The sequence below is a fragment of the Neisseria cinerea genome, from assembly GCF_900475315.1.
GTDB lineage: Bacteria > Pseudomonadota > Gammaproteobacteria > Burkholderiales > Neisseriaceae > Neisseria > Neisseria cinerea.
The window spans coordinates 84,960-111,343 of the sequence record NZ_LS483369.1; the positions used below are offsets into that span (position 1 = coordinate 84,960).

At 53.3% G+C, this 26,384-nt stretch carries 22 protein-coding genes, 1 pseudogene and 1 CRISPR repeat array; of the genes and pseudogenes, 13 read left to right on the forward strand and 10 right to left on the reverse strand.

What is annotated here, in order from left to right:
- Positions 1 to 21: 21 nt before the first annotated feature.
- The 3 genes from ettA to nadA all read right to left on the reverse strand — a co-directional run bounded on the left by ettA (position 22) and on the right by nadA (position 4,781).
- Entirely contained in the window at positions 22 to 1,698 is a 1,677-nt protein-coding gene (gene ettA, locus DQM57_RS00525; RefSeq protein ID WP_003756559.1) for an energy-dependent translational throttle protein EttA, read from the reverse strand.
- A 395-nt stretch (positions 1,699 to 2,093) separates the two neighbouring features.
- A complete protein-coding gene (gene nadB, locus DQM57_RS00530; protein ID WP_111726248.1) occupies positions 2,094 to 3,617 on the reverse strand; it encodes an L-aspartate oxidase in 1,524 nt (507 codons plus the stop codon).
- Positions 3,618 to 3,668: 51 nt separating this feature from the next.
- Positions 3,669 to 4,781 carry a quinolinate synthase NadA gene (nadA, locus tag DQM57_RS00535; protein ID WP_111726250.1) on the reverse strand — a complete coding sequence of 371 codons (1,113 nt, stop codon included), beginning with the start codon at positions 4,779 to 4,781 and terminating at the stop codon, positions 3,669 to 3,671.
- Between the two features lie 202 nt (positions 4,782 to 4,983).
- Between nadA and DQM57_RS00545 the strand changes: the two genes are divergently transcribed.
- From DQM57_RS00545 to DQM57_RS09580, 3 genes are all read left to right on the forward strand, one after another.
- Positions 4,984 to 5,922, forward strand: coding sequence for an NUDIX hydrolase (locus DQM57_RS00545; protein ID WP_111726252.1), 939 nt, complete (start codon positions 4,984 to 4,986; stop codon positions 5,920 to 5,922).
- A gap of 141 nt (positions 5,923 to 6,063) precedes the next feature.
- Positions 6,064 to 6,945 carry a carboxylating nicotinate-nucleotide diphosphorylase gene (gene nadC, locus DQM57_RS00550; RefSeq protein WP_111726254.1) on the forward strand — a complete coding sequence of 294 codons (882 nt, stop codon included), beginning with the start codon at positions 6,064 to 6,066 and terminating at the stop codon, positions 6,943 to 6,945.
- A gap of 27 nt (positions 6,946 to 6,972) precedes the next feature.
- Positions 6,973 to 7,149 (forward strand): hypothetical protein, encoded by a 177-nt coding sequence (locus DQM57_RS09580; protein ID WP_167395500.1) that lies wholly within the window; start codon positions 6,973 to 6,975, stop codon positions 7,147 to 7,149.
- Positions 7,150 to 7,176: 27 nt separating this feature from the next.
- Here DQM57_RS09580 and DQM57_RS00555 read toward each other — a convergent pair whose 3' ends face one another.
- A complete protein-coding gene (locus tag DQM57_RS00555; protein WP_111726256.1) occupies positions 7,177 to 7,416 on the reverse strand; it encodes a hypothetical protein in 240 nt (79 codons plus the stop codon).
- A 271-nt stretch (positions 7,417 to 7,687) separates the two neighbouring features.
- Here DQM57_RS00555 and DQM57_RS00565 point away from each other — a divergent pair, with 271 nt between their 5' ends.
- Positions 7,688 to 7,969: an ArsR/SmtB family transcription factor gene (locus DQM57_RS00565; protein WP_107959749.1), complete on the forward strand. Its 282-nt coding sequence runs from the start codon at positions 7,688 to 7,690 to the stop codon at positions 7,967 to 7,969.
- Between the two features lie 57 nt (positions 7,970 to 8,026).
- Positions 8,027 to 8,797, forward strand: coding sequence for an exodeoxyribonuclease III (gene xth, locus DQM57_RS00570; RefSeq protein ID WP_111726258.1), 771 nt, complete (start codon positions 8,027 to 8,029; stop codon positions 8,795 to 8,797).
- A 188-nt stretch (positions 8,798 to 8,985) separates the two neighbouring features.
- Here the strand turns inward: xth and DQM57_RS00575 are convergent, their stop codons facing one another.
- Complete coding sequence (locus tag DQM57_RS00575) at positions 8,986 to 9,663, reverse strand: YiaD family glycine zipper/OmpA-like lipoprotein (RefSeq protein ID WP_111726260.1); 678 nt, start codon at positions 9,661 to 9,663, stop codon at positions 8,986 to 8,988.
- A 74-nt stretch (positions 9,664 to 9,737) separates the two neighbouring features.
- Positions 9,738 to 10,619 carry a YoaK family protein gene (locus DQM57_RS00580; RefSeq protein ID WP_003676444.1) on the reverse strand — a complete coding sequence of 294 codons (882 nt, stop codon included), beginning with the start codon at positions 10,617 to 10,619 and terminating at the stop codon, positions 9,738 to 9,740.
- A 127-nt stretch (positions 10,620 to 10,746) separates the two neighbouring features.
- Here DQM57_RS00580 and DQM57_RS00585 point away from each other — a divergent pair, with 127 nt between their 5' ends.
- From DQM57_RS00585 to ispH, 5 genes are all read left to right on the forward strand, one after another.
- Positions 10,747 to 11,121: a hypothetical protein gene (locus DQM57_RS00585; protein ID WP_107859435.1), complete on the forward strand. Its 375-nt coding sequence runs from the start codon at positions 10,747 to 10,749 to the stop codon at positions 11,119 to 11,121.
- A 100-nt stretch (positions 11,122 to 11,221) separates the two neighbouring features.
- Positions 11,222 to 12,142, forward strand: a complete 921-nt coding sequence (ribF, locus tag DQM57_RS00590; protein ID WP_111726262.1) for a bifunctional riboflavin kinase/FAD synthetase — start codon at positions 11,222 to 11,224, stop codon at positions 12,140 to 12,142.
- 141 nt (positions 12,143 to 12,283) lie between these two features.
- Positions 12,284 to 15,073, forward strand: coding sequence for an isoleucine--tRNA ligase (gene ileS, locus DQM57_RS00595; protein ID WP_111726264.1), 2,790 nt, complete (start codon positions 12,284 to 12,286; stop codon positions 15,071 to 15,073).
- Between the two features lie 270 nt (positions 15,074 to 15,343).
- Positions 15,344 to 15,838 (forward strand): signal peptidase II, encoded by a 495-nt coding sequence (gene lspA / locus DQM57_RS00605; protein ID WP_111726268.1) that lies wholly within the window; start codon positions 15,344 to 15,346, stop codon positions 15,836 to 15,838.
- 29 nt (positions 15,839 to 15,867) lie between these two features.
- Entirely contained in the window at positions 15,868 to 16,836 is a 969-nt protein-coding gene (gene ispH / locus DQM57_RS00610) for a 4-hydroxy-3-methylbut-2-enyl diphosphate reductase (protein ID WP_003676429.1), read from the forward strand.
- An 86-nt stretch (positions 16,837 to 16,922) separates the two neighbouring features.
- Here ispH and DQM57_RS00615 read toward each other — a convergent pair whose 3' ends face one another.
- Positions 16,923 to 17,582 carry an HAD-IA family hydrolase gene (locus DQM57_RS00615; protein WP_111726270.1) on the reverse strand — a complete coding sequence of 220 codons (660 nt, stop codon included), beginning with the start codon at positions 17,580 to 17,582 and terminating at the stop codon, positions 16,923 to 16,925.
- Positions 17,583 to 17,741: 159 nt separating this feature from the next.
- Here DQM57_RS00615 and DQM57_RS00620 point away from each other — a divergent pair, with 159 nt between their 5' ends.
- The 3 genes and pseudogenes from DQM57_RS00620 to DQM57_RS09830 form a co-directional block, all read left to right on the forward strand.
- The gene (locus tag DQM57_RS00620) at positions 17,742 to 19,856 is read left to right on the forward strand and encodes a TonB-dependent siderophore receptor (protein ID WP_167395505.1); all 2,115 of its coding nucleotides are present in this window, start codon (positions 17,742 to 17,744) and stop codon (positions 19,854 to 19,856) included.
- A gap of 187 nt (positions 19,857 to 20,043) precedes the next feature.
- Positions 20,044 to 20,853 (forward strand): alpha/beta hydrolase, encoded by an 810-nt coding sequence (locus tag DQM57_RS00625; RefSeq protein ID WP_167395506.1) that lies wholly within the window; start codon positions 20,044 to 20,046, stop codon positions 20,851 to 20,853.
- Positions 20,854 to 20,892: 39 nt separating this feature from the next.
- Positions 20,893 to 21,009, forward strand: a pseudogene (locus DQM57_RS09830) (invertase); the annotation flags it as partial.
- Between the two features lie 153 nt (positions 21,010 to 21,162).
- Positions 21,163 to 21,660: a CRISPR direct-repeat array (repeat unit 36 nt; unit sequence GTTGTAGCTCCCTTTCTCATTTCGCAGTGCTACAAT).
- Between the two features lie 63 nt (positions 21,661 to 21,723).
- Here the strand turns inward: DQM57_RS09830 and cas2 are convergent.
- The 3 genes from cas2 to cas9 form a co-directional block, all read right to left on the reverse strand.
- Positions 21,724 to 22,050: a CRISPR-associated endonuclease Cas2 gene (gene cas2 / locus DQM57_RS00635; protein WP_002214566.1), complete on the reverse strand. Its 327-nt coding sequence runs from the start codon at positions 22,048 to 22,050 to the stop codon at positions 21,724 to 21,726.
- On the reverse strand, positions 22,043 to 22,957 hold the full coding sequence (gene cas1, locus DQM57_RS00640) for a type II CRISPR-associated endonuclease Cas1 (protein WP_111726277.1): 915 nt from the start codon (positions 22,955 to 22,957) through the stop codon (positions 22,043 to 22,045). Before cas1 ends, cas2 begins: the two co-directional genes overlap by 8 nt.
- A gap of 65 nt (positions 22,958 to 23,022) precedes the next feature.
- Positions 23,023 to 26,268, reverse strand: coding sequence for a type II CRISPR RNA-guided endonuclease Cas9 (gene cas9 / locus DQM57_RS00645; protein WP_111726279.1), 3,246 nt, complete (start codon positions 26,266 to 26,268; stop codon positions 23,023 to 23,025).
- Between the last annotated feature and the right edge of the window lie 116 nt (positions 26,269 to 26,384).

The window sequence follows — 26,384 nt, forward strand, 5'->3', positions numbered from 1 at the left end:
TGGTTTCAGACGGCATTTTGTTTAACGTGTTACCGGTTTATATTTAATCCGTTTCGGTTTCGCGCCTTCTTCGCCGAGTCGGCGTTTTTTATCGGCTTCATACTCCTGATAGTTACCGTCGAAGAACACCCATTTGGAGTCGCCTTCACACGCCAAGATATGCGTGGCGATGCGGTCGAGGAACCAACGGTCATGCGAAATGACCATCACACTGCCGGCAAATTCCAACAATGCGTCTTCCAACGCGCGCAGGGTTTCCACGTCGAGGTCGTTGGACGGTTCGTCCAGCAGCAACACATTGCCGCCGCTTAACAAGGTTTTTGCCAAGTGCAAACGTCCGCGTTCGCCGCCGGAAAGCTGCCCTGCGATTTTGCTTTGGTCGCTGCCTTTAAAGTTGAAACGTCCCAAATATTGGCGGGCAGGAATTTCAAATTGACCAACCTGTAAAATGTCGCGGCCTTCTGCGATGTTGTCGAACACGGTTTTATCGTTTTGCAAACCTTCGCGGCTTTGGTCAATCAGGCTCATCTTCACGGTTTGGCCGATTTTCACTTCGCCGGAATCAGGCTGCTCTTTGCCCGCAATCATTTTGAACAGCGTCGATTTACCCGCGCCGTTCGGGCCGATGATGCCGACAATCGCGCCCGCAGGCACTTTGAAGCTCAAATCGTCAATCAACACTTTGTCGCCAAACGATTTGGAAACATTCACAAATTCAATCACTTCGTTACCCAAACGCTCTGCAACGGGAATGAAGATTTCCTGCGTTTCATTGCGTTTTTGGTATTCATAGTTGCTCATTTCCTCAAAACGCGCCAAACGCGCTTTAGACTTGGCTTGGCGGCCTTTGGCATTTTGTCGCACCCATTCCAATTCCTGCTTCATCGCTTTCACGCGCGCGGCTTCGGATTTCGCCTCGTTTTCCAAGCGTTTTTCTTTCTGCTCCAGCCAAGACGAGTAATTGCCTTTCCACGGAATACCGTGTCCGCGGTCGAGTTCCAAAATCCATTCGGCGGCGTTGTCGAGGAAGTAGCGGTCGTGCGTTACCGCAACGACTGTGCCGGGGAATCGCACCAAGAATTGCTCCAGCCACTCGACCGATTCCGCATCCAAGTGGTTGGTCGGCTCGTCCAGCAGCAGCATGTCTGGCTTGCTCAGCAAGAGTTTGCACAAGGCAACGCGGCGTTTTTCACCGCCGGACAGATTGCCGATTTTGGCATCCCATTCCGGCAGGCGCAGCGCATCGGCGGCGATTTCCAATTCGTGTTCCGCACCGCCGCCGGTAGACGAACCTGCCGCAATAATCGCTTCCAAGCGACCCTGCTCTTCCGCCAGCGCGTCAAAATCTGCATCAGGATTGGCGTACTCGGCATACACTTCTTCCAAACGTTTCTGCGCCGCCGCCACTTCGCCCAAACCGCTTTCCACTTCCTCACGCACGGTTTTCTCAGGATCAAGCTCAGGCTCTTGCGGCAGGTAGCCGATTTTGATGCCGCCCATCGGCACGGCTTCGCCCTCAAATTCCTTATCCACGCCCGCCATAATCCGCAGTACAGTAGATTTACCCGCGCCGTTCAAACCGAGCAAACCAATTTTTGCACCGGGGAAAAATGAAAGGGAAATGTCTTTAATAATGGTTTTCTGCGGCGGTACAACCTTGCTCACGCGCAGCATAGAATAGACGTATTGTTGGGACATGGTTTTCTCAATTCGGTCAAATAAATTTCAGACGGCCCATTTTAACCGATTGTATTGATTATTGCTTGCACGGATGATATTTGGAGGAACAACGGAGGTAATGATTAAAGGGTTTGTGAATCGGTTGATGTTTATTTTGATTGGCGAACGTGTTTGCCTGCCATACATGCATAAACGGCAATAATTCTTTGGCAATGTATTGATATGAAAGTAAATCCGTTTAGTAAAAGGAAAAGTCAGGAGGAAGGAAGGCGGCATTGTGTCCATTTCGGTTGATGATGCAAGGAGTGTTGAAGAAAGGTCGTCTGCAACCTTTCAGACGGCCTTTCTTCATTTTTCACAGGAATATCTCAAATCCTCGCACAGCCTATCTTTCAGTCTGCCGCCTGCTTTTCTCAATCGACACGCTCTGCCAAATCGGTATTGAAATGCGCGCCGATGTTTTGCCGCCTTGCGTATGCGGCTTGGGCGACGGCGAGGCTGCATTCGAGCAGGTTGCGGTTTTCGTATTCGGACGCGGTGTGCGGTTCGGTTTGGTTTTGCTTCCAAAGCCGCAGCTGGGCGATGGCGCGGCGCAGGCCGGTATCGTTGCGGAGAATGCCCAGATGGCGTTGGTTGAACGCTTGCAGGGCTGGGCGGCTGAATGCGCTTTGGATGCCATCTGAAAAGATGCCTGCTTCGGAGGAGGGGCTTTCAGACGGCCTTGGAGACGTTTTGGCTTGGAATGCTTGTCCGTCCGCGATGGTTTGGGCGGCAAGTCTGGCGGTAACGACACATTCGAGCAGGGAGTTGCTGGCGAGGCGGTTGGCTCCGTGCAAGCCGGTGCAGGCGGTTTCGCCCAAGGCGTAGAGCTGCGGCAGGGAGGTTCTGCCGCTGGGGTCGGTTTGGATGCCGCCGCAGGTGTAGTGTTGCACGGGGCGGACGGGGATGGCTTGACACGTGATGTCCAAGCTGTATTGGGACAGGCAGTGCCGATGGATGGACGGGAAATGCTGACGGACGAACTCTGCAGGTTGATGGCTGATGTCGAGCGAGACGAAGTCTTGCGTTTGCTTGGCGATTTCGGCGGCGATAGAGCGGGCAACGATGTCGCGCGGCGCGAGTTCGGCGCGGCGGTCGTAATGCGGCATAAACCGTTCGCCCGATTGGTTGGTCAGGATGCCGCCTTCGCCGCGCACGGCTTCGGAAATCAGGAAGGTGCGGCCGTTTTCAGACGGCCTTGCCAAACCTGTGGGGTGGAATTGGATAAATTCGAGGTTTTCGACTGCGCAGCCTGCGCGTATCGCCATGGCGATGGCGTCGCCCGTGCATTCGGGCGGTGTAGTGGTGGCGGCGTAAATCTGCCCGAGGCCGCCGCCTGCGAGTACGGTATGGCGGGTGCGGATGCGGTAGATTTCTTGCGTTTGGCGGTTGAGGACGGTCAGTCCGCACGCTGCGCCTGATTCGGTTTGAACGTCCAACGCCATCTGCCACTCGCAAACGTGGATGTTCGGGCGGCGGCGTATTTGGGCAATCAGGCTCTGCATGACTGCTTCGCCCGTGTAGTCGGCGACGTGGGCGATTCGGCGGCAGGTGTGCCCACCTTCGCGCGTCAGGTGCAAGTCATTATTATTTTGGTCGAACGCCACACCCTGCGCCAGCAGCCATTCGATTGCCGGTTTGCCTTGCGACAGGATGGTGCGGACGGCGGCTTCGTCGCACAAACCCGCGCCCGCTTCCAAGGTATCGGCAACGTGTTTTTCAATGTCGTCCTCTCCCGACCACGCCGCTGCAATCCCGCCTTGCGCATGGCGGCTGGCAGTATCGTTCAGTTGGTTTTTGCACAAAATGACGATGCGGAACGATTCAGGCAGCGACAGGGCGAGCGTCAGTGCCGCCAGCCCGTTTCCGGCAATCAATACGTCGCAATCGGTTTGCATGGTGTTGTCCTTGTTTGAGAGGTCGTCTGAAACAGAAATATTGACAGCAAATCAGGCGGGGCCCATGCCGTTGAACACATCCCCGCGTTTGAGTCCTGCCGCGAAGTCGAGCATACGCTGCAAAGGCAGTTTGGCGGCTTCGCCCAGCTTCCTGTCCAACAGGATTTCGTTGTGCCTGCTTGTCAGGGCGTATTTGATGCCGCCCAGCGAATTCATCGCCATCCAAGGGCAGAACGCGCAGCTTTTGCAGCTTCCGCCGTTGCCCGCCGTCGGGGCGGCGATAAATTCTTTTTCGGGCGCCTGCTTTTGCATTTCGTGCAGGATGCCCAAATCGGTCGCCACGATGAATTTTTTTTCAGGGCGCGATACGGCGGCCTTCAGCAGTTTGCTGGTCGAGCCGACCACGTCGCCCAGTTCGATGACTCTTTGCGGCGATTCGGGATGAACCAGCACCACCGCGTCGGGATGCTCCGCCTTCAACGCCGCCAATTCCTGCCCCTTGAATTCGTTATGGACGATGCACGAACCCTGCCACAACAGCATATCCGCGCCCGTTTCGCGGCGGATGTAGTCGCCGAGGTGGCGGTCGGGTCCCCAAATCAGTTTCTCGCCGCGCGATTTCAAATACGACACGATTTCCAACGCCACCGAAGACGTTACCACCCAGTCGGCACGCGCTTTCACAGCGGCGGAAGTGTTGGCGTACACCACCACCGTACGGTCGGGGTGTTGGTCGCAAAACGCTGAAAACGCTTCTTCCGGGCAACCCAAGTCCAAAGAACATTCCGCCTCCAAATCAGGCATCAGCACCGTTTTTTCAGGGCAGAGGATTTTCGCGCTCTCACCCATGAAGCGTACGCCCGCCACCACCAGCGTATCGGCTTCATGTTCCGCGCCGAAGCGTGCCATCTCCAACGAATCGCCCACGCATCCGCCCGTTTCCAAAGCCAAATCCTGAATCAGCGGATCAACATAATAATGCGCCACCAAAACCGCGTTTTTCTCCTTCAGTAAGGCCTTGATTTCGTCTTTCAGACGACCTGCCGTCTCGCGGTCAGGCGTGTCGGCAACCTTCGCCCACGCCTGACGGATTTGGCAGGCGGAAGTCGGCGTTTGGATGAGGGGCATATCGTAGTCGAACGAGCGGCGGGCGGCGGTTTGCATGATGTTTCCTTGTAGCTGGTTTTTGAGGCGGCATGAAGGTTTGCCGTCTGTTTTTCAAACTGTTTTTATATTATGCTCAACTTGAGTATAATATGCAAGGTCGTCTGAAAACAGGTTTGCGATACCGCAAAACCGACCTGCTTCGTTCCGACAAACCGCTTTGGTTTACAATAAAGCCTTTCCCACCCGCAGAAAGCCGAGTATGGACGCCTACCCTGAAGCCGAAGCCCCGCCGCAAAGCATCGTTGAGCTGGTTCCCGTATTGATTGCTGTTACCGACGGCGGCCTGCGGGTGTTGACCGTCGCCCAAGGCACGCTCCTGCCTAACGGCCCGCTCTCCCCCCTGCGCAATTCCCTGCAGGCGGGCGTAAAGCTTTGGGTCGCCAAGCAGACTTCGCAGCCTATGGGCTATGTGGAACAGCTTTACACCTTTGTCGATACCCACCGCCGCAACGAACACGGCATGCCCGTCTTGTACGTCAGCTACTTGGGGCTGGTGCGCGAGGCAGCCGACAGCATCCTGCATCCCGACGCGAAATGGCAGGACTGCTACGACTATTTCCCGTGGGAAGACCTGCGCGCCGACAGCGGGCAGCGCGACGCCGTCGTCAGCCGCCTGCGCATTTGGGCAAACTCGGCGGACACGGAGGAAGTGCGCCAAAAGCGGCTCAAGCGCATTCATTTGTGTTGGGGGGTCGAACCGGAAAACTGGTCGGAAGAATACGTTTTGCAACGCTATGAAATGCTGTATGAAAGCGGCTTGATAGCGGAAGCCGCCGAGCCGCAGGCAAACTTCGACTTTGCGCTCACGGGACAGCCCATGCGCCACGACCACCGTCGCGTGCTGGCAACCGCCCTGTCCCGCCTGCGCGCCAAAATCAAATACCGCCCCGTGATTTTCGAACTGATGCCGCCCGAATTCACGCTGCTGCAACTGCAAAACAGCGTCGAAGCCATCAGCGGCAGATTGCTGCACAAGCAAAACTTCCGCCGCCAGATTCAGCAGCAAAACCTCATCGAGCCGTCGGATACCGGCGTATCGGGCAGCAAAGGCCGTCCCGCGCAGCTTTACCGCTTCCGCGAAGACGTCCTGCCCGACAGGCTGATTTCGGACATCGGACTGCCGCTGGGCAGCGGTTAGCCCGTTTTCAGACGACCTATAGTGGATTAACAAAAATCAGGACAAGGCGAGGCAACGCCGTACTGGTTTTTGTTAATCCACTATAAAATGAAGTTTTGCCCCATCGGTGCAACATCAATCTTTTTCAACAAAGGAAATCCCATGCCGTCTGAAAACACCCTCTTTCCCCTGCCCAACACCCTGTTGCGCCCCATGGTGGAACAAGCCTTGAGCGAAGATTTGGGCAGGCGCGGCGACATTACGTCCGCCGCCGTCATCGCGCCCGACAAAACCGCCAAACTCTTCCTCGTCAGCCGCGAAGACGGCGTCATCGCCGGCATGGACTTGGCGCGTCTGGCCTTTCAGACGATGGATCCGTGCGTCCGCTTCCAAGCCGAAATCCAAGACGGACAAGCCGTCCGCGCAGGTCAGACGCTGGCCGCCGTCGAAGGCAACGCCCGAGCGCTGCTCGCCGCCGAACGCACCGCGCTCAACTACCTCACGCACTTAAGCGGCATCGCCACCGCCACCGCGCGTGCTGTTGCCGAAGTTGCTGAATACGGTACAGACATCGTGTGCAGCCGCAAAACCATCCCCCTGCTGCGCGTCCTGCAAAAATACGCCGTCAGGGCGGGCGGCGGCGTGAACCACCGCATGGGTTTGGACGATGCCGTGCTCATCAAAGACAACCACCTCGCCTATTGCGGCAGCATCGCCCAAGCCGTGCAGCAGGCAAAACAGGCGGTCGGACCGTTGACTTGCGTAGAAATCGAAGTGGACACGTTGGCACAACTGGACGAAGCCATCGCAGCGGGCGCGGAACGGATTTTGCTGGACAACATGGATGACGAAACCCTGAAAGAAGCGGCAAACCGCTGCCACACGCAAACCGTCCACCCCCACACCGTCTATTGCGAAGCATCGGGCGGCATCGGCTTCGACCGCCTGAAGCGCGTGGCGCAAACCGGCGTGGACGGCATCGCCCTCGGCTATCTGACCCACAGCAGCCGTTTGTTGGACATAGGTTTGGATTTTGTGGCATGAGTTTTAGGGTGCGGGCGGCTGTCTGATATGTCAGGCGATGAACTGCTTAATCGTAATCCGGTTATTGCCTCAGGGAGGAAATGCCGTCTGAAATATTCTTCAGACGGCATTTTTCGTGAAGGTCGTGATGCTTTAGAAAAAAACAGCATTTCAGGCAGGCGCGATTTAGGCATTTCGGCATTGGAACCATTTGATGAACGGTAGCCGAAAGATACGGCAGTAACGGAGCGGTCAGCCGGAACACCTATCCGATGCATCCATATCTGCCCATATCGCCACCGCGTCTTTCACTACCGTCGGCAACGCTAAAGCCATATCGGTATGTATCTGGTTTTCCTTGTCGAGGATGCGGTGCATCGTCAGGAAGGCACGACCGATGCACATCTTGCCCGTATCGTCGTCGGCGATGATGAAATGCAGAACCGGATGTTGGCGTTGGACAGCCTGTCGTGCAGAACGGCCTTGATTCACGGAAAATATCCATAATGGTTTTCTTAAAAAATACGGATGATTCTGCTCGGCGGCAGGGCGGGGAGCAGGGTAGGGGCGGAGGTTTTATGCCGTCTGAAAGCCTGTCTTTACGCTTGTTTGCAAAAATAGTGGGAAAAGGAACATACAATCCTGTACAATTATCTATAAATAATTGATTTATAATATAATTTATAAAGATAATCAAAATCATCCATATTGTCTGCCGCCTGCCGGACAGTTCGGAGGAAAGACGGCGGCCTCAGGAATACTTATGAAAACAATACCTCTACCCACCATACTCAAACTTATTGCCAATCCCGAGCGTATGGCGATACTGCTCCAACTTTTGGACGGCGACCGCAATATTGCGGAGATGTCCGAATCTTTATCCCTGCCCGCAACAGTGGTTTCCAGTCATTTGAACCGTCTGAGGGTCGACGGTTTGATTGATTTTACGCGTTACCACCGCATTATCGAATACCGTCTGGTTTCCGAAGAAGCGGCGGCGATTCTGCACACGGTTCGCGATTTGGAAAACAAACGCGCGGCATAGTGTTAGAATCCTTTCCTTTTTCCCGTCCCCGTGTCGGGCGGCATTTTCAGGAACCTTATGAAAATTACCACTTGGAATGTCAATTCGCTCAATGTACGTTTGCCGCAGGTTCAGAACCTGCTTGCCGATAATCCGCCGGATATCCTTGTTTTACAGGAACTCAAACTCGATCAAGACAAGTTTCCCGCCGCCGCCTTGCAGATGATGGGTTGGCACTGTGTTTGGAGCGGGCAGAAAACCTACAACGGCGTGGCGATAATCAGCCGCAGCGTGCCGCAGGACGTACATTTCGGTTTGCCTTCCCTGCCGGATGACCCGCAACGCCGCGTGATTGCGGCGACCGTCGGCGGCGTGCGCGTCATCAATGTCTATTGCGTCAACGGCGAGGCTTTGGACAGCCCCAAATTCAAATATAAGGAACAGTGGTTTGCCGCACTGACGGAGTTTGTCCGCGACGAAATGACCCGTCACGGCAAACTGGTGCTGCTGGGCGATTTCAATATTGCGCCTGCCGATGCGGACTGTTACGACCCTGAAAAATGGTATGAAAAAATCCACTGTTCGTCCATCGAACGGCAGTGGTTTCAAAACCTGTTGGATTTGGGATTGACCGACAGTTTGCGCCATATCCATCCCGAAGGTGCGTTTTACACATGGTTTGACTATCGCGGCGCGATGTTCCAGCGTAAACTGGGCCTGCGTATCGACCATATATTGGTTACATCCGAAATGGCGGCTGTTTTGAAGGATGTCCGTGTCGATTTGGATACGCGCGCTTTAGAGCGTCCGAGCGACCACGCGCCCGTGGCGGCGGAATTCGATTTGTAATTCGGGAAAGATAAATGCCGTCTGAAACTTCGCAGGGTTTCAGACGGCATTTTGATTGAATATCCGTTTACACGATGAGGTTACAGGGGTATCACGGTATGGCGGTAACGTCTGCAAGGTTGGACTGCGCTTGCGCAAAAGGAATGCCGTCTGAAGGTTGTTCAGACGGCATTCCTTTTGCGCGGGGCTTACATTTGCTGTGCCGCATTGACGGCGCGTTGGTCGGGGTTGATCAGGATTTCCACCCGTCGGTTTTGCGCGCGGCCTTCAGCCGTAGCGTTGGAAGCGGCAGGCATATGCGAACCGTAGCCGTAAACCGCCAGTCGCGAAGCCGCCACGCCGCGGGACTGCAGATAGTAGGCAACCGTTTGGGCGCGGTGTTGGGAAAGCGGGTTGTTGATGGCATCCGAACCCGTGTTGTCGGTGTGGCCGTTGATGGTCAGCGTGGTATCCGGATATTGCACCAGCGTTTGTGCGGCAGTATTCAGCGCAAATTGCGCATTGTCGCTTAAAACCGCGCTGCCGGTGGCAAAGGTAACGTTTTCGGGCATTACCAGCTTAATCTGGTTGCCTTGGCGTTGAACCTGGACTTGTGTGCCGGCAAGGCTTTGGCGGAGCCGCTGCTCTTGATAGTCCATATAACCGCCGATGCCGGCACCGAGTGCGCCGCAGACGAGTGCAGAGTTGCGCGCACCTTTGCCGCCGTGTGTCAGCGCGCCCATGATGCCGCATACTGCCGCCCCTCCCAAACCGTATAGGGCGGTTTTGTCTGCGGATTGACGTACGGTGGAAGGGTCGGTAACACAGCCTGAAAGCGCAAGTGCGGAGGCAGTCAGTACGACGGTAAAAGGTTTGAAGAAAGTCATAATGTGTCCTTTTTCGGGTATAAAGGCCGATAATAAACAATTATGCCGTCCAAATAAGCGGCGTTAACCTGAAATTACCCGATTTTTCCTGAAACAACACCGGTTTGTCGGTATTTGCGCCGAAACTTCCGCCATATCCACAGAAAACGAACCTTGACGTCGTAACCGACCGAGCCAGCACCCAGTATCAGCAATACCGCCGAAACGGGCAGGGCGAAGTGGTGTCCGATTTTATGGTAGCCCCACGCACCGATGATGCCGCCGAGCAGAAAGGCCTGCATCATGCCGCTGAGCAGCCACATTTTGGGTTTGTTGACGCGGACGTGCGGCAGGCGGGGATGGTGGGTTTTGGAGTAATACAGGGCGCGTGAGATTTCGATGCCCAAGTCGGTCGCCGTACCCGTCATGTGGGTCGAGCGGATGGCGCCGCCCGATAAAAGCGTCATGACTGTGTTGTGCATCCCCATGATGAAGCAGAGCAAGAACAGCGCGAGGGAAGGGAAGACCAAGCCTCCGTCCGCATCCCATTGCAGCGCGGTAATGCCGAACAGGCCGAAAATCAGCAGGTAAAGCGCCTCCAGCCACATCGACAACCCGTAGCTGCCCCGAAAGCGCATTTGCTGCGTCCATAAAATCACCCAGCCCGAATGCGCCGCACCCGCGATGAAACACAACACGCTGACCATCGCCACCGCTGCCGCCGTCCATTGCTTCAGATATACCATGTCCGCCAGCAGCGACATCGAGCCGGTAACGTGGGACGTGTAGCGGGCAAATGCAAAAAAACCGCCGGCATTGATTGCGCCTGCCAGCAGCGACATGATGTAGCCCAATCGGCGGAAACGCGCATCCGAAATGTGGTGTTCGTGCAGGTAGGGGCGGTCGGCCTGCCAAAACGGCGGGATATGGTGGCGGCTGCGGCGGGCGTGTTTGGCGTGGCGGTCGGATTCGTTCATAATGAGCGGACGGTTCGGAAAGCATGTTCAAGAACCGCATTTTATAGCGAAAACAATCTAGGGGCGAACTTCACAAGTTTTTGAAAAGAGCGTACATTGAATCTGTTTCCGAGGAGGGTAGAATACCATGCGCCGATACATCGCGGCCGCCGCCGCAATACTCATACTGACTGCCTGCGCCACACCCGAACAGCAGGCTGCATACCGTCAGGCACAGCAACGCTACGAACAGGACCTGCAAGTTGCCCTTGCAGCGCAATGCGACCGCGAGGCCGCACAGCTTATCCGCCGTCAGTTCGATTCAGGATATGCGCCCATGCCCGATGCCGAAAGACAGATATTTAAAACACGCTATACCGAAAAGCTTTCCGATCCCATGTTCCAAGCCTGTTACAAAATGGCGTGGCAGAACTACATCTCGCAACAGCAGCTGAAAGAAGTACGCCTGTCGCGCTATTACGACGATTGGGGCTATCCGTTTTACCGTCCCTGGTGGTGGTAGTCAGAAGCGGCGGCATATGCCGTCTGAACGCGCCTACTGTCTATAAACCACAATACCGTTTACAATGACCGCCTGTTTCACCACATACCCGAACGCAACAATGAGAATCAGGCTGGGGCGGCATGACGCGCCCGACTTTCCACAGGGTGCCGCCGTAACCATAGGCAATTTCGACGGCGTACACCTCGGACACAAACACATCCTCCAAAAACTCCGCCTCGAAGCCGACACGCGCGGATTACCCGTCGTGGCCGTCGTTTTCGAACCCCAACCCAAAGAATTTTTCGCACTCCGCACCGGCAGGATGCCACCGTGCCGCATCAGTCCCCTGCGTACCAAACTGGAATTGCTGGAAGGGACGGGCTGCGTCGATGCCGTCTGGGTTTTGCGTTTCGATCAAAATTTTTCCGAAATATCCGCGCAAGGGTTTATCGACCACCTGCTGCGTCAAACCTTGAATACGCGTTATTTGCTCGTCGGCGACGATTTCCGTTTCGGTGCGGGGCGGGAAGGTTGTTTTGAACTGTTGGCACAACAGCCCGATATGCAAACCGAGCGCACGCCTTCCGTCATCGTTGAAGACATCCGTACCAGCAGTACAGCTGTGCGACAAGCTCTTTCAGACGGCAACCTTGCCTATGCGAAAAAACTTTTGGGGCACGACTACGTTTTGGGGGGTAGGGTGGTACACGGCAGAAAACTCGGACGCACCCTAAACGCCCCGACCGCCAATATCCGCCTGCCCGGCCACCGTTATGCCCTCGGCGGCGTGTTTGTCGTCGAAGCAGACGGCGCATTCGGCACGCGGCGCGGCGTGGCGAGCTTCGGCTTCAATCCCACCGTTGATAGCGGCTGTTCTCAAAAGCTTGAAGTCCACCTGTTCGACTTTCAAGGCGACCTGTACGGACAACGGCTGAACGTTCGCTTCCTGCACAAACTGCGCGATGAGGAAAAGTTTGACGGTATGGAAGAACTGAAAAGGCAGATTGAAGCCGATATGGAAGCCGCAAAGTGTTGGTAGAAAAACCTTATACAAACCATCCGATTGGGCTACAATCAATCTTTTAACTTTTCAGACGGCATAGGGGTTTCCCGTTGTGAAATACTGTTTGAGGCGCAATGCCGTCTGAAACCGAAATATTGTAACAATAGAGATTAAAAAATGACCGATTACAGTAAAACCGTAAACCTGCTCGAGAGCCCGTTTCCGATGCGCGGCAATCTTGCCAAGCGCGAGCCTGCATGGCTGAAAAGCTGGTACGAGCAAAAACGCTACCAAAAACTGCGCGAAATCGCTAAAGGCCGTCCGAAATTCATCCTGCACGACGGCCCTCCGTATGCCAACGGCGACATCCACATCGGTCATGCCGTCAATAAAATTCTCAAAGACATCATTATCCGCAGCAAAACCCAAGCCGGTTTCGACGCGCCTTATGTGCCGGGTTGGGACTGCCACGGTTTGCCTATCGAAGTGATGGTAGAAAAACTGCACGGCAAAGACATGCCTAAAGCCCGTTTCCGCGAATTGTGCCGCGAATACGCCGCCGAACAGATTGCCCGCCAGAAAAAAGACTTTATCCGTCTGGGCGTATTGGGCGACTGGGACAATCCTTACCTGACCATGGATTTCAAAACCGAAGCCGATACCGTACGTATGCTCGGCGAAATCTACAAATCCGGCTATCTCTACCGCGGCGCGAAACCGGTTCAATTCTGCTTGGACTGCGGTTCTTCATTGGCCGAAGCGGAAGTGGAATATAAAGATAAAGTATCGCCTGCGATTGATGTGGGCTATCCGTTTAAAGATACTGCCGCGCTTGCCGCTGCATTCGGTTTGGCAGGTATCGAAGGCAAAGCGTTTGCCGTTATCTGGACGACCACGCCTTGGACTTTGCCTGCGAGCCAAGCTGTTTCAGCGGGTGCAGATGTGGTGTATCAACTGATTGATACGCCCAAAGGCAAATTGGTATTGGCGAAAGACTTGGCGGAAGACGCGCTCAAACGTTACGGTTTTTCAGACGGCATTGCTATTCTTGCCGAAACCACCGGCGATAAGCTGGAAAACCTGCACATGAATCATCCGTTCCTCGAACGCGATATTCCCATGCTCAACGGCGACCATGTGACCACCGATGCCGGTACCGGCTTGGTGCATACTGCGCCTGCACATGGTCTGGAAGACTACACTGTCTGCAATAAATACGGCATCGAGCTTTACAACCCTGTAAATGCCGAAGGCAAATACATCAGCGAAACGCCACGCGTTGCCGGTATGCGCGTTTGGGAAGCCAATCCCGTTATCCTGCAATGGTTGGAAGAAACCGGCAACCTCTTGGCAAGCAGCAAAATCGAACACAGCTATGCCCACTGCTGGCGCCACAAAACGCCGCTAATTTACCGTGCGACCGGCCAATGGTTTGTCGGTATGGACAAAGCAGGTGCCGACGGTAAAACCTTGCGCGACAAAGCCATCAAAGCCGTGGACGACACCGAATTCTTCCCGTCTTGGGGTCGCGCGCGTTTGGAAGCCATGATTGAAGGTCGTCCTGATTGGGTGGTTTCACGCCAACGTTACTGGGGCACGCCGATGACCTTCTTCGTCCACAAAGAAACGGGCGAACTGCATCCGAACTCTGCCGAGCTTTTGGAGAAAGTAGCACAACGCATCGAAGAAAAAGGCATCGAGGCATGGTTCTCACTCGATAAAAGCGAATTGTTGAGCGCGGAAGATTGCGAAAACTACGACAAACTTTCCGACACTATGGACGTATGGTTCGACTCCGGCTCGACCCATTATTCCGTCCTGAAACAGCGCGAAGAATTGGACTGGCCCGCCGACCTCTACCTCGAAGGCAGCGACCAACACCGCGGCTGGTTCCAATCCTCCATGCTGACCGGCTGCGCCTCATCCATGGGACGCGCCCCGTACAAACAGCTTCTGACCCACGGTTTCGTAGTTGACCAAAACGGCCGCAAAATGTCGAAATCCATCGGCAACGTCGTCGCGCCGCAAGAAGTCTATAACGAATTCGGCGCGGACATCCTGCGCCTGTGGGCGGCATCCACCGATTACAGCGGCGAATTGGCGATTTCCAAAGAAATCCTCAAACGCGTCACCGAAAGCTACCGCCGCATCCGCAACACCTTGAGCTTCCTGTTTGCCAACCTCAGCGATTTCGACCCGTTCGAACACACCGTACCGCAGGCAGACATGGTCGAAATCGACCGCTACGCCTTAGTATTAGCGCGTCAGCTGCAAGAGCGTCTGGCAGGCGACTTCTATCCGCGCTATGCCTTCCACTTCGCCGTGAAAGACATCGTCGCCTTCTGCTCGGAAGACTTGGGCGCGTTCTACCTCGACATCCTGAAAGACCGCCTCTACACCACCCAAGCCGACAGCCACGCCCGCCGCAGCGCGCAAACCGCCCTGTATCACATCACGCGCAGCCTAGTTCTCTTGATTGCACCGATTTTGTGCTTCACCGGCGAGGAAGCATGGGACATCATTGGCGGCGGCGAAGAAGACAGCGTCCTTTTCCATACTTGGCACGAGTTCCCGACCATCAACGAAAAAGCCGAAGCCGAACTGGTGAAAAAATGGACGGCAATCCGCGAAGCCCGCGAAGCGGTAACCGCCGCCATCGAGCCTTTGCGCGCCGACAAAACCGTCGGTTCGTCCTTGCAAGCCGAAGCCGAAATTACGGCTCCGGAAGAAATTGCCGACTATCTGAATGCTTTGGGCGAAGAATTGCGCTTTGCTTTGCTGGTGTCTAAAGCAGAAGTGAAAGTAGGTGATGAACTTGCTGTTGCCGCCAAAGCCAGCGATGGCGAAAAATGCGAACGCTGCTGGCACTACACCCACGATGTGGGCGCAGTTGCAGGCTATGAAACTGTTTGCAAACGCTGCGCCGGGAATGTCGGCGGGGAAGGCGAAACGCGTCATTACGCCTGACGCGGTTTGAGCAAATGCCGTCTGAAAGAAGTTTCAGACGGCATTTTTGTGTGCGTCAAATAAAGGGGCTGCCTGTTTTTTCTTTTTTTTTTGAACGAAGTCAAAACGCGGGGTTGCGGCAGTGCCTGCAGACTGGGGAGGGACGGAAATACAGAGTGTTGACTCGGTCGGAATACCCGCTTTCGGGTTTCAGACGGCATTTGCCGTTTCGGGTACAGGAAAGGGGGTTTTCGGGTAAAATGGCACTCTTTTATCCGGTTGTTGAAAAATATGTCTTCATCTGTTTCAAGTAAAACGCGCTATTGGGTATTGGCACTTGCCGCCATCGTGCTGGACCAGTGGTCGAAGTGGGCGGTGCTGTCGTCGTTTCAGTATCAGGAACGCGTCAATGTCATTCCTTCCTTTTTCGATTTGACCTTGGTTTACAATCCAGGCGCGGCCTTCAGCTTCCTTGCCGATCAGGGCGGCTGGCAGAAATATTTCTTTTTATTGTTGGCTGTGGCGGTCAGTATTTATCTGGTACGCGCCATCTTGCGCGACGAGTTTGCAGCCCTCGGCAAAACGGGTGCGGCGATGATTATCGGCGGTGCGTTGGGCAATGTCATCGATCGCCTGATTCACGGCCATGTGGTCGATTTCCTGCTGTTTTACTGGCAGGATTGGTTTTATCCGGCCTTTAATATTGCCGACAGCTTTATTTGTGTCGGCGCGGTATTGGCGGTGCTTGACAATATCGTCCATCGCACAGATAGCAAAAAAACGTGAATGCTGTCTGAACACGGAATACAAAACTTATGAACGGAAAAACCATCATCCTTGCCAATCCGCGCGGCTTCTGCGCCGGTGTGGATCGGGCAATCAGTATTGTCGAACGTGCTTTGGAAGAGTTCGGCGCACCGATTTATGTGCGTCATGAAGTCGTCCATAACAAGTTCGTCGTCGATAACCTGCGCGAAAAAGGTGCGGTGTTTGTCGACGATTTGGCGGAAGTGCCTCAGGGCGCGACGCTGATTTATTCGGCACACGGCGTATCGAAGGCAGTGCAGCAGGAAGCAGCGGAACGTGGTTTCCGGGTATTTGATGCGACTTGCCCGCTGGTTACGAAAGTGCATAAGGAAGTTGCCCGCCTCGATGCCCTGGACTGCGAAATCATCATGATCGGGCATAAAGGTCATGTCGAGGTCGAAGGAACGATGGGGCAGCTCGAACCCGGAAAAATGCTTCTGGTGGAAACAGTCGGAGATGTTGCCAAACTCGAAGTCAAAAACCCCGACAAACTTGCCTATGTCAGCCAGACCACGCTCTCTGTCGATGAAACCAAAGACATCATTGCCGCACTGAACGCGCGCTTCCCCAATATCCGCAATCCGCGTAAAGAAGATATCTGTTATGCGACAACCAACCGGCAAACCGCCGTCAAAGAGTTGGCGGAACAGTGCGACATCGTTATCGTGGTCGGTTCCCCCAATTCGTCCAACAGTAACCGCTTGCGTGAAGTGGCGGCATTGCGCGGAATCGATGCGTATATGGTGGATAATGCAGGCTACCTGCAACGCGCATGGTTTGAGGGAAAACACAAAGTCGGCGTAACGGCAGGCGCGTCCGCGCCCGAAGTGTTGGTGCAGGAAGTGCTGGCAACCATACGCGGGTGGGGGCATGAAACCGTACGCGAAGGGGAGGGCGCGGAAGAAAGCATTGTGTTCGTCCTGCCCAAAGAGCTGCGCCGCGAGGGAGAAACCAAACCCGATTTGTGCAAACGTTGAGCAAGCGTTGAATGTTTGGGCAAAACAAATGCCGTCTGAACAGGCTTCAGACGGCATTTTTACCGTGTGCCGGATGCGGAAACCAATCAGGCGTAATGTTGTGCAAGAAAACCGGGCAGTTCGGACAAGTCGTCCAATACGGCGAGATGAGGTGCGCTAAGGAGCTGTTCGCGCGAATGTGCGCCGGTGGCAACGCCGACTGCCGCCGCTCCTGCGTTTGCCGCCATATGCAGGTCATGCGCCGTATCGCCGACGACCAATGCTTCTTTCGGGTCGAGTCCCAGTTCGCCGCAGAGTCCGAATACCATTTCGGGCGAGGGTTTGGAGGGATATTCCCCCGCGCAGGCGGTGGCGAGCCAATAGCCACCGGTGGCGGTTTGGCTGATGGCGTTGTCCAAGCCCGCCCGCCCTTTGCCTGTGGCGACGGCAAGCCAGTATCCTTGCGCTTTGAGCTTGTCCAGACAGGGCAGTGCCTGAGGAAATAAGGACATATTACGGTTGTTGGGATTGAGGTAATGTGCGGAATAGGTGCGTGCGATGTCGGCAACCGCGGTTTCAGACGGCATTTCGAGCAGGTCGCGGATGATTTCGGGCAGGCTGTATCCGATCAGACTGCGGACACGGTCTGTTTCCGGCATGGGGAATCCGCATTCGGCGAAGCTGCGGCGCATGGTGTCGATGATGGGTTGGGTTGTATCGGCAAGCGTGCCGTCCCAGTCGAAAATGATGAGTTTGGGCGGGGTCATGGCAGGTTGTTTGCGGTGAAAAGACAGATTTTATGCGGAAAACGCAGACGTGTCGCATTTTCAACAAAATTTGTCGGGCGGGCGATATATTTTCCCGAACAAGCCGCGTTGCATTTTATTAGAATATAACAATTATCATTTATATGAATTGGACAGTTTATGTCAGTTTTCCGCATCAATATGACGGCAGCCGCTGTTTTGACCGTACTTTCTTCTTCTGCGTTTGCCGCCCAAACGGAAGGTTTGGAAACCGTCCATATTAAGGGTCAGCGTTCTTACAACGCGATTGCCACCGAGAAAAACGGCGATTACAGCTCGTTTGCCGCCACCGTCGGCACAAAAATCCCCGCTTCTTTGCGCGAAATTCCGCAATCCGTCAGTATCATCACCAACCAGCAGGTCAAAGACCGCAATGTTGACACCTTCGACCAACTGGCACGCAAAACGCCCGGCCTGCGCGTGTTGAGCAACGACGACGGACGCTCTTCGGTTTACGCGCGCGGTTACGAATACAGCGAATACAACATCGACGGCCTGCCTGCGCAGATGCAGAGTATCAACGGCACGCTGCCCAACCTGTTTGCCTTCGACCGCGTGGAAGTAATGCGCGGGCCGAGCGGACTGTTCGACAGCAGCGGCGAGATGGGCGGCATCGTAAATCTGGTGCGCAAACGCCCGACCAAAGCGTTCCAAGGTCATGCTGCAGCGGGATTCGGTACGCACAAACAATATAAAGCCGAAGCCGACGTTTCAGGCAGTCTGAACGCCGACGGCAGCGTGCGCGGCCGCGTGATGGCGCAGACCGTCGGCGCGTCTCCCCGTCCTGCCGAGAAAAACAACCATCATGAAACCTTCTATGCGGCGGCGGATTGGGACATCAACCCCGATACGGTTTTGGGCGCGGGCTATCTTTACCAGCAACGCCACCTCGCGCCGTACAACGGCTTGCCTGCCGATGCCGACGGCAAATTACCGTCCCTGCCGCAACACGCATTTGTCGGCGCGGATTGGAACAAATTTAAAATGCACAGCCACGACGTGTTCGCCGATTTGAAACATTACTTCGGCAACGGCGGCTACGGCAAAGTCGGTATGCGCTATTCCGACCGTAAAGCCGATTCCAATTACACGTTTGCGGGCAGTAGTCTTGATAAAGCCGGAAAAGCCGCGGCTGCAGGTTTGGGTACGGACATCAAACAAAAAGCCTTTGCGGTTGACGCAAGTTACAGCCGTCCGTTTGCCTTGGGCAACACCGCCAACGAATTTGTGATTGGTGCGGACTACAACCGTTTCCGCAGCACTAATGAACAAGGGCGTTCGACTTTGTCAAAAAGCGTCGCTTTAGACGGTTTCCGCGCTTTGCCTTATAACGGCATACTTCAGAACGCCCGCGCCGGAAACAAAGGTTTCAATCACTCCGTTACCGAAGAAAACCTCGACGAAACCGGTTTGTATGCCAAGACAGTATTCCGTCCTCTGGAAGGTTTGTCGTTGATTGCAGGCGGACGTGTAGGACATCACAAAATCGAGTCGGGCGACGGCAAAACCCTGCACAAAGCTTCAAAAACCAAATTCACAAGTTACGCCGGCGCGGTTTACGATATAGACGGCAGCAACAGCCTGTACGCTTCCGCCTCCCAGCTCTATACGCCGCAAACCAACCTTGATGCCGATGGCAAGCTGCTCAAACCGCGCCAAGGCAACCAGTTTGAAGTAGGCTACAAAGGCAGCCACATGGACGACCGCCTCAATACCCGGGTTTCGTTCTACCGCATGAAGGATAAAAACGCCGCCGCACCGCTGAACCCGAAAGACCGCAACACCCGTTACGCCGCATTGGGCGAGCGCGTGATGGAAGGCGTTGAGACCGAAATCAGCGGCGCGATTACACCGAAATGGCAAATCCATGCAGGTTACAGTTATCTGCACAGCCAAATCAAAACCGCCTCCAATTCGCGTGACGACGGCATCTTCCTGCTGATGCCCAAACACAGCGCAAACCTGTGGACGACTTACCAAGTTACGCCCGAGCTGACCATCGGCGGCGGCGTGAACGCGATGAGCGGCATTACTTCATCTGCAGGGATGCATGCAGGCGGTTATGCCACGTTCGATGCGATGGCGGCATACCGCTTCACACCCAAACTGAAGCTCCAGGTCAATGCCGACAATATTTCCAACCGACGTTACTACGCCCGCGTCGGCGGCACGAACACCTTTAACATTCCCGGTTCGGAGCGCAGCCTGACGGCAAACCTGCGTTACAGTTTTTAAAGACCAATATGCCGTCTGAAACGGCAGCCGCAGCATAATCAAACCACAACAAGCTGCGCGGCATACCCTATGCTCTCACAACTGGAGTATGGCATTGCGAAGGAAAACAGACCGAACCGGCAGGCAGACCGCTTTGCCGGTTCGGTTTTACCGTTTTACCGCCCATATGACCGAAGAACGGAACATCATGAAAACCACATACACCACACAAGCCGCCCGCCTTCCCCAAGCCTTTGAAACCGAAATTTCATCCGCCGGGACAGGACGCACCTACCGCATTCAGACTGCGGCAATCGGAGAAATGCCGCCCGAAGGTTATCCCGTCCTCTTCGTTTTGGACGGCGAAGCCTTTTTTCCCGCACTTTTCAATATCATGCAGTCGCTGATGAACAACCCCGTTACCCGAAGCCGCGCACCCTGCCTTATCGTCGGCGTCGGTTATGCCGGAGGAGGAGTGCGCGATTTGGCACAACGTGCTGCCGACTATACACCACCGCTGCGCAGCAACGCTTCAGAAGATGAACAGCGGCAGTTCGGACAGGCAGACCGTTTTGCCGAGTTTATCGACAGCGAACTGACCGCCTTTTTAGAAAGCAAATACCGGCTGGACAAAAATGAAACCGCCGTATTCGGGCATTCGTTCGGCGCACTGTTCGGACTGTATTCCTTGCTTTCCCACCGCCGTTTCAGACGGCATTGGCTCGTATCCCCCTCGATTTGGTGGCACAACAGGCGGATACTCGATTTTATGCCGTCTGAAAACCGGCTAAACGGCATCGATGTCTGCCTCAACATCGGCGCGCTAGAACGGCGCAGCGATTGCAAACGCAGGGAAGAACGCGACATGGCAGGACTGTCCGAACGCATGGTGGCAGAGTTAGACAAGCACGGGGCCGCCGTATTTTTCCGAGAATATCCGAATGCCAACCACGGCAATGTCCCGTTCCACTCGCTGACCGACTGCGTGGAATATTTGAGGAAGGCTTGGCAGAGGTAGGGAATCAGGGGTGGGCATAAAAGGCTTATCGCAAGGTTGGAAGCCAAGAAGACCAAAAAAGCCGTTATCGCCGCATTGATGCGTAGGCTTGCCGGTACATATCACATAGACAAGAAAATCGAAGATGACGGCTCATCGCGTTATAAACCAGCGTAAATCCCGATAAGAAAAAAGGCATTTCTTTTGAAACGCCCGCCTTGCTGTGTGTAAAATCCTTTCAATTTTAAGGATTATGTTATCGATCAAAGGAGTATCTTTTCCATTTCGCAGTGCTATAATCGCCGGTATTTACACCGTAGGCATAAGCTGGTTGTAGCTCCCATTCTCATTTTGCAGTGCTACAATGTACCGGAGCCGCGTTTGCCGACACGGATAGTTGTAGCTCCCTTTCTCATTTCGCAGTGCTACAATACTTTCTAATTTACAACGCCTCCACCTATTGTTGTAGCTCCCTTTCTCATTTCGCAGTGCTACAATAATAATGACATCGCGTTTAATCTCTTCTTCGTTGTAGCTCCCTTTCTCATTTCGCAGTGCTACAATCCGCATGGTCGAATGGAATGCATGCGGAGAGTTGTAGCTCCCTTTCTCATTTCGCAGTGCTACAATGGCGTGAACGGTGCTGATAAGGCTGTTGCAGTTGTAGCTCCCTTTCTCATTTCGCAGTGCTACAATATTGTTTTAATTGCCTTTAAAAGGACGATAGTTGTAGCTCCCTTTCTCATTTCGCAGTGCTACAATTTCTATCTCTTGGGGTGTGAAGTGTTGTCCGTTGTAGCTCCCTTTCTCATTTCGCAGTGCTACAATACCTCAATGGGAAATCCTTATTATGTAAGGGTTTCCCGTTTTATTTGTTCTGAAAAAATGGGCTTAAAATAACAATAATTGGTCTGAATTGACCTTTTTTTCTTGGGTTTTCAGCTCGCCCAACAGCAGTTTCATGGCGGCATATTGCTTTTCTGTTATCTCCAAACAGCGGATTGAGCCTTCTTGCGGAAGGTTTGCACACAGCCTATTGTGGTGTTTTTGCAACGAATCGCGGCCTTTGACGATACGGCTGTATACGGAAAGTTGGAGCATTTGGTATCCGTCTTTTAATAAAAACTGGCGGAATTGATTGGCGGCTTTGCGCTTTGCGGCCGTGATAACCGGTAGGTCGAAGAAGACGATAATCCTCATAAATTTGGCCTCACTCATATTGGTATTCTTTCAATGGTAAGATTTCAGGCAGTTTCAGTTGTTTGGCGTTTTTATCGGTTACGCCGGCTTGAAATGAAGAAACCATTTTGTCGATGGCGGCCAAGGTGCTGAAATGTTGCCGTTCGATGCTGATTTGATAGTGAAGGGTTTTGATAAGGTGTTGTTTGATGCCGGGTGTCAGTTCAGTTTTCAGACGGCCTTGTTCGTACAAATGTATCACGGTCAGGTCGGCCAATGGGCGTAAGGGTTCGATAAAGTCATCGGCGAGATTAAATGGATTGAGTTCGCTTCTATGAAACAAGCCTAATGCGGGCAACCAACCGTATAAGGTCAGGGCGCGTGCAACTGCGGCACGGAGCACGGCGTAGGTGTAGTTCAATGCGGCATTGACGGCGTTGTTGTCATTACGGGTAAATTTTTCTCCAAAGAGGGCTTGGAAGTAGAGGGCGGCAGCTTGGGCTTCACGGTTTCCTGTATCGCCTGAACGGACTTCAGATGCCAAAGTGCGCAGCCGTTTGGCTGCAAGATCATTGCCTGTTTCGTCTGCGACAAATGCTTGGTTCAGGATTTTTTGGCGGACGATATGTTGCCAGAGTTGCTTTTTTAAGGGTTCGCTTATGTTCAGTTGCAGCTTGAGAATTTTAAGTTGGCGGTGATATTGGGCATAAGGCAGCCATTGTCCGCAGGGCAGGAACTGCTCGTCGCAGGTCAGCAGGGTTGCGCCATGTTCGGCTAAGGCTGATAGGAGCGGGGCGGTAATCAGGGTTTCGCGATTTTCAATGATGATAACGGCGATGTCCTCTAATGGTACGGTGTGGGACTCGCCGTTTTGTTGAATCAGCAGTTGCCGGCGTTGCAAGGATAGTTTGCCGCCATTTTGAATGAGCAGGCTGCGCCAAGTCATGTTTTCCCCTTATTTTGATATAAAAAATCCCTGCTTCAGGCCGTCTGAAACAGGGATAGATTAATTTAACGGACAGGTGGGCGTTTTTTCAGACGGCATGGTCTGATTTCTTTACCCAATTCGTCGATTTGGTATTTTTGGAATGAAAGGGCGGTTTTGACGCCGATTCTATATATACCGTCTTTACCTTTCGATTTTTCCATATCATGTTCTCTAAGAGAAATAGCTCCTGTGGCTCGATCTAATCCTGAAAAATAACCTAAAAAACTATCTTTTTTAAGCCGAACTTTAATCAAATCATTCGAATAAAGTACAAATTTAAATCTGAAGCTTTCATCTATTACAGTCCAGTTCTCTTCATCTGCATAAGCAACAACAGCCCTATCCGGCAAAATCCCTTTTGCGACCTGCCAACTGTAAATCGGGACCAGATAATACTTGCCGCCTTTCTCAAACACATCTACGCGCACCATGGTTGCGTTGTCGGCAATACCGTTATGGTTGCGCACCCATACGCCGGTTTTCTGTACTTGCTCTACGCGTACGGCTTTTACTTGTTGGGTGCGGTTGCCTGCTTTATCGTATTTGTAAAACGGCTCGGCAAAGGCTTTGGCAGGATCGTCTTTATGTGCCTCCAACCGTGCTTTCAGCGCTTCGTATAGCTTAGGTTCGCGCTCCCGATTGACCATTTTTTCCAAGTCTTTCAGTTTTAACTGTGTCAGCGGTACGCGCAACACGCTGATGCCTTCGTCCAGTCGTTTGGCGGATTTGACGGTCTCCATATGGCCTTGCCCGCTCATCTTCCGATTAGGCGCGCGCGAAACAAACAGTGGTGTAACGTATTCGTGTACGGCTTCGGGACGAGATGATAATTTTTCGGCAAGCAACGCGCGCAGTTTTTCTGGGGTATCCGCTTCTTCAAATTCGGGTTTGCCGTCCGGTTTGCCGAAGACGCGAATCATGACTTCTTGTGCGAAAAATTCCCAAGGTTGCGGGAAGTGTGCTTTTTGATGCAGCACTTCTCCTGTTTCTTTGTCTATGGTTTTACCGTCAAACGCATTCATCTCTTTATAGCGTACAAAACGGGTAATTTTCTGCTGCATGGCAACGGTTGAGCAGGCAACGACTACTGCGTCCAAGGCGTGATGGCGGTCGTTTTCCGCACGCACTTTGCGCAATCCCCAAAAGCCGCGCAACAGATTGGTAATTTGTCCGTTGGAGGCAAAGACGCGTCTTTTTCCTTTGCCTGTCAGCCGCATATGGTCGGCAACAAATTGGCACAGGAAACGGTTGACGTAGCGCGTATCGTTTAGATTGCGTTCTTTAAAGCCATCTTCGTCGAATTTTTGCAGCAGAATCCGTTGTTTTTTACTGCGTGGGAAACGGCTGGTTTCGACACGCGCTTTAAATTTCTGCCATTCGCGGCTGTTGTCTTTGCCGTTGAAGTATTCGTAAGGGGTTTGATTGCTTTTGTTTTGGTTTTCGCTGCCCAATACCAGCACTTTATTGTTGAAACTGTCGTCCCATGTGCGCGAGAACGGCAGGGCATGGTCGATTTCGACATAGCCTTTTTCGTTCAGACGGCCTAAGTTGATTTCTTTGCCCGAATACAGACATTTGCCGTGTTGTTGCTCGTATAGGCGTAGTTTCAGAATATCTTTGGATTTGGGTTCGTCGACAAAATTGGGGAAATACTCTCGGAATTTGGCGGCGGCTTTTTCCCGGTCTTTACGGTTTTCTTCTTGGCGTTTTTCGATTTCTTTGCGGTCTTTAAATGATTTACCTACCTCTCTTGCCGTTTCAATATGGATACGTGCAGGGGAGCCATAACGGCGTACAACGGCGTTAATGACTTTTCTGGCTTGAGATAAGGCGCGTAAGACGACTGGGTTACGGATTTCATCGGCGGGAATCGGTGGCAGATAAATCTCTTCTTCCGTATTTTTCTTGCCGTAATGGTCTCCGTAGATTTCGGTGCAGGCTTCATCGTAACGTTTGCCTTGTTCCATTAGAGGCACAATTCGGCGCAATGCTTTCAAGGAAATTTGGACGAACTCGTCGAAGTTGATGTGTTTCAACAGCGCTTCTAAAATTTCGGGCTGAACACGGTCTTTCAGACGGCCTGTAATGTCTTCATCGGTTTTGAACAGAGAGAATGCCGTGCCGATTTCGTCTTGTAATTCGGGAGAAAGGCTTAATGGGGATTTTTTGTCTTTCAATCCTTCTTTTTCCAGCGCACGGCTGATGGCATGGTAGGCCTTCATTTCCATCAATGTTGAGGCTTCGGCATTGTCTTTACCATAGCGCAAGCCTTTGAAAAAGGCGGTATCGTCTAGATCCAAAAGCTTACGGGCTTGTGCGTAAGTCAGTTTGGATTTTCTGTATGGCTCGTCCATAAGCGTGGCGCGTTCGGTATCGGTCAATGGCCGCTCGCTGCCTTGCTCTAAAATACGCAGGTTGTTCAGCTTGGTCAGCCAGACGAAACGTTCGGCGGTATAGGTGTTTTTAGCGGCTTTCGGCTCTGCCGGCTCAAAGGTGCAATGTCCCAACATTTTTTGAACAGCATCGCCGGACAGGGCAGGGCGTTGCGTCATCAGCAGGGTTTCAATACCTTCTTTAAGGCCGTCTGAAACATGCGGATTGCCGAATTCTTTTTGTTTTTCAAACAGTAAATTTAGCTCCGCCTGCAAATCTTTGCGGCTGAACGTATGCGAATAATCGCCGCGCTGGTTGCGGATATGGCCGCTTTCTTTTTCAAATTTATTTAAAGCCAATTCGGCCGGTGTGCGGAAATCGCCTGTTTGTAAGGTATGGGCATTGTCAGCTACACCTTTAAGCAAAGCGCCAAGCTCCTTATCGGCAGTTTCGCCCTCGTTTTTTCTTTGCGACAAATAGCCGCGGTGTTTGATTAAATGCAACAAGACTGCCGACCACTCTAAAGGCATCAGTTTGCGGTCTAATGCGGCTGCGCGAAGTTGCCATGGTGTATTCGGTAAGGATTTGATCAAGCCGTTTTCATCAAAATCGGCGGCTTGTAATATGCCTTCGCGTTTCAATAGGCGACGGGCTCGAAGTAGGCGGTGGGCGCGACGGCGGGTCAGGCGGCGGACACTGCGCGCCAAACGCCTTGCCATGGCGAGAGAGTCGCCTGTTTTCGGTACTTCTGCACGCTCAAATACGCGCACACCCAAATCAATCAGGCGGATGGGGTTTTCTGCTTCGTCAATTTCTACCATCGCCCAGCCGACGGATGCGATGCCGATATCGAGGCCGAGGATGTAGTTGATTGGATTAGGTTTGAATGCAGCCATCAGTTTCTCCGTAAACAACGTTGCAAATAATGATAATATATCTAATTGTCTTATTTATATACAAATAGATTATTGACTTATCATCTCACAAGGGCTAGAATCCCAAACATATTGTC